4 protein-coding genes are annotated in these 3,237 nt (G+C 72.8%); 2 read left to right on the top strand and 2 right to left on the bottom strand.

Translation table 11 applies throughout. The features are described from left to right. Positions 1 to 69: 69 nt before the first annotated feature. Both msrB and ABT085_RS45150 read right to left on the bottom strand, forming a co-directional pair. Positions 70 to 477, bottom strand: a complete 408-nt coding sequence (gene msrB / locus ABT085_RS45155) for a peptide-methionine (R)-S-oxide reductase MsrB (protein WP_351622721.1) — start codon at positions 475 to 477, stop codon at positions 70 to 72. Between the two features lie 426 nt (positions 478 to 903). Continuing rightward, positions 904 to 1,182, bottom strand: a complete 279-nt coding sequence (locus tag ABT085_RS45150) for a hypothetical protein (protein WP_351622718.1) — start codon at positions 1,180 to 1,182, stop codon at positions 904 to 906. A 518-nt stretch (positions 1,183 to 1,700) separates the two neighbouring features. Between ABT085_RS45150 and ABT085_RS45145 the strand changes: the two genes are divergently transcribed. Together ABT085_RS45145 and ABT085_RS45140 are read left to right on the top strand one after the other, a co-directional pair. Next, complete coding sequence (locus ABT085_RS45145; protein ID WP_351622717.1) at positions 1,701 to 2,123, top strand: hypothetical protein; 423 nt, start codon at positions 1,701 to 1,703, stop codon at positions 2,121 to 2,123. A gap of 754 nt (positions 2,124 to 2,877) precedes the next feature. After that, a complete protein-coding gene (locus tag ABT085_RS45140; protein WP_351622714.1) occupies positions 2,878 to 3,090 on the top strand; it encodes a hypothetical protein in 213 nt (70 codons plus the stop codon). The last annotated feature ends 147 nt before the right edge of the window (positions 3,091 to 3,237 follow it).

Below are 3,237 nucleotides of genomic sequence, written 5' to 3'. Positions count from 1 at the left end.
GGCCGCGCCTGGACGGCCGGCCGGATGGTGATGCGGCCGGACGTGCAGGTCCGGCCCCCGCGCGGTGGTTCAGCTCTCGTCGGGCGTCAGCCGCAGGGAGATGCTGTTGATGCAGTAGCGCTGGTCGGTCGGGGTGGGAAAGCCTTCGCCCTCGAATACGTGCCCGAGGTGGGATCCGCAGCGGGCGCAGCGGACCTCGGTCTGCACCATGCCGTACGAGCGGTCCTCGGCCAGTTCGACCGCATCGGTGTCCTTCGGATCGAAGAAGGAGGGCCAGCCGCAGCCCGAGTCGAACTTCTCCGCGGAGGTGAACAGTTCGGCGCCGCAGGCACGGCAGGAGTAGACACCCGCCGCCTTGGTGTCGGTGTACTCGCCGGTGAAGGGCCTCTCCGTGGCGGCACGGCGCAGGACCTGGTACCCGTCGGGGGACAGCTCGGCGCGCCACTGCTCGTCCGGCTTTTCGACGTCGTACGACATGAAACTCAACCTCACAAACGGGGGGTAGCGGGAAGAAGGCGGGAGGGAAGGCTGCCGCATCGTGGGCGGGGCCTGCACAAGGTCTTGGCGGACGGTGTGCCGGTGCGGGCCGGAAGGCGGACAGGAAACGTCGCCCCTTCCCGCACCCGGGTGGTGGAGCACGGTACGCCGGCCCTGCGGTGGCGCAGTGCGGCGCCAAGCCGCACAGGTGCGGGTCGCCCGGGACGTCTTTTCTGGTCCGCTCTCCCCGGGCGGGTGCGTGGTGCCGGCCAGGCCGGCGCAGCCGGCCCTGTCCGGGCGTGTTGCGCCGGGCCGGTTCGCGGAATCGGGGTGCGCGCACACTGCAGGGCTGCGTTCGCCGGGTGCGCCGTACGCCGGTGTGCACCGCCAGGCCCCGCGGCCCGAAGGCTCCTGCGGATCCAGGGGCTACGAGCGTCCGCCGGGGCACATGCCCTGCGACCGTCCCCTGGCGGAACTCTTGGCGGCAGTCGTGCCGCGCACGACGTCCGTGCACTGGACGGCCGGTGCGGCGACGTAGCTCCTGGCGGCGGCTACGTGGTGGGCCTTGCCGTCGGCCCTGGCGGTGCCGATGCCGATACCGACCAGGAATAGGGCCAGGGCCACGCCGAGGGTCACGAAAGCGGCCATGGTCTTCGCTGGCCGGTGGTGCGCGAACACGGCGAAGGGTGCATGGATAGCGGGCATGTCGTCACTCCTGGGAATGCAAGGCCTCACACGGAGCGCGGAGGTCTGCGCGGGGGGTGGGTTCCTGCGAGGTGCTGCCGGCGGACTCTGCGCGAAGCGGTCATCGATGATGACGTGCACCGGAACCGTCTGACTGAATGGCGCCGCGTCGACTCTGACGAGCGAAGGTGTCCACCACCCTAGCATTTACCACGTGCACAAGTAAAGAGGGGGCGTGTAGTACACCGTCAAAGGCTTATCGGGGGGTGGCACCGTGACCGCCCGGCTGCATCGCCGCACCGCGCCACCAGCGCGTTCCGCCCGGCACAGGGCGCAACACAGGCGGCCCCGCCCCGCGGATCCTCGACCACCGGCGAGCACCTGCTCGCCCTGTGCGCACGTCGAGCCGGAGGCTGATCGCCCGGTACGCTGCCGCCTTCCGCCCCCGGACGCCCCCCCACTCGCGTTCGCGTCGCGCCGCGCCGCGGCCGCTGGCGACCATCCGGCTCCGCCCGCGCCGAAAGGGTCCGCGCGCAGCGGTGCGTGACGCCAGTCCCCCCGGCGCCGCCGAGGAGGCCGCCCGCCCGGCAGAGTTCCGGCGCCGGCCGCCTCTCGGTCACCGGCAGGACGTTCTTCGCTGCTGCCCGCGCACGGCGACCACGGCCGGCTTCCCGCCCAAGGGCGCGGACACCGCCGAAGGCGCAGGCTGCCCGCAGGCGCAAGCCGAGGTCCTGGCCGAGGCCAGGACACGTGCTGCCGTCGCCGCCGCGACCAGCGGCATCAACGACGAGATCTCCCCTGGTCCGCAAACCGGCCGCATCCGCCGGACCGGGCCTCGCATCGGTGCGCACCCGCCCCCGGCGGGCCTGCACACACCCGGGACCGTGCGGCAGGAGAGGCGCAGCGCCGTGCCGGGTCCCGCCGCAAAGGCGAGGAGCCTTCCCGGGCACACGGCCATGTGATCCCTGCGCCGACACCGCTGCCGGAGCACGAAGAGTGCAGCAATCCGCCGCTCGAGGAACGCGCCCGACCGCTGCAGGCACCGCGACCGCGATGCCCGGCAGTGTCCTGATGCCCGCCGCCCAGGCGGTGCCCGCCACCCGACACCCGACACCCGACAAGGAGATCCCGCCGGCCCGGACCGCCACCCTCATCACCGGCGACCAGGTGAACGCCAGGCTCCATCACCCAGACCGCCATCCGGGCCCACGGCCCGGCACGACCCACCCGGCGGTGTCGCACTCCCCCGCGGCACCGCCGCGTACGGCACCCGGCGGTGCGACACGGCCGGGATGCGTCGCGAAAATCCCCGACGCGGCGGCACCGGCGCCTCGCGTGTCGAGGATCCCCCGCGGCCGGCGCCGCCGGACTGCCGCGTGCAGCGATGGTTCCCGGACACCCCCGATACCGACGTCACACTTGCCTGGCCGCCAATTGTCTTGTGTGCAAGTTAAGTGCGGGGTAGGTTTCCCGGCACGGGACAGGCCTCACCGCCCGGACACCCCGCCGGCCGTGATCGAACCGCAACGCCCCCGGCGGCTCCAACCCCCTTGCACACACGTGAAAAGAGGGCGGCACCGCTGCCGCCGCGCCCCGCACGGGACAACGACCCGCACCGCCACGGGAGCGCTCCCGCCGGGGAAACCTCCGCCCAGGACGGCGCCGGCCCGCCGCCGCCGCGCAGCCGGCCGGTTTCGACAACCGAGGAGTCCACTCATGAACACACCGAATGCATCGAGCGCACCGGACACACCCGACAGCGCCGCCCTGCTGCGTCATGCGCGGTTCGGCAGCCTGCCCCAGCCGATACGCCTCAAGGACACGACCGCAGACAAGCCCGCCTCCCCCGCGGACCCGGCACGAGACACCTACAACCCCGAAGGCGTGTGGTCCCGGTACTCCTGCCTGGCACTGGACCTCGGCCTTTAGCAAGACACCGCCCCACACGGGCAAGACACGTGCCGCACACGAGCCTTGCCCGAGCACACGGCGCCACGCGCGGGCGGTTGCCTCCAGGGGACACCGTCGCCGAGGCCGAGGCCTGCGTCACTGCGGCCGGGCCCGCAGCGACGCAGG

It is taken from the genome of Streptomyces sp. NPDC002265, from assembly GCF_040296125.1.
Lineage (GTDB): Bacteria > Actinomycetota > Actinomycetes > Streptomycetales > Streptomycetaceae > Streptomyces.
Note: the sequence above shows the minus strand (reverse complement) of the source record. Positions and strands in the feature narration are given on the sequence as shown.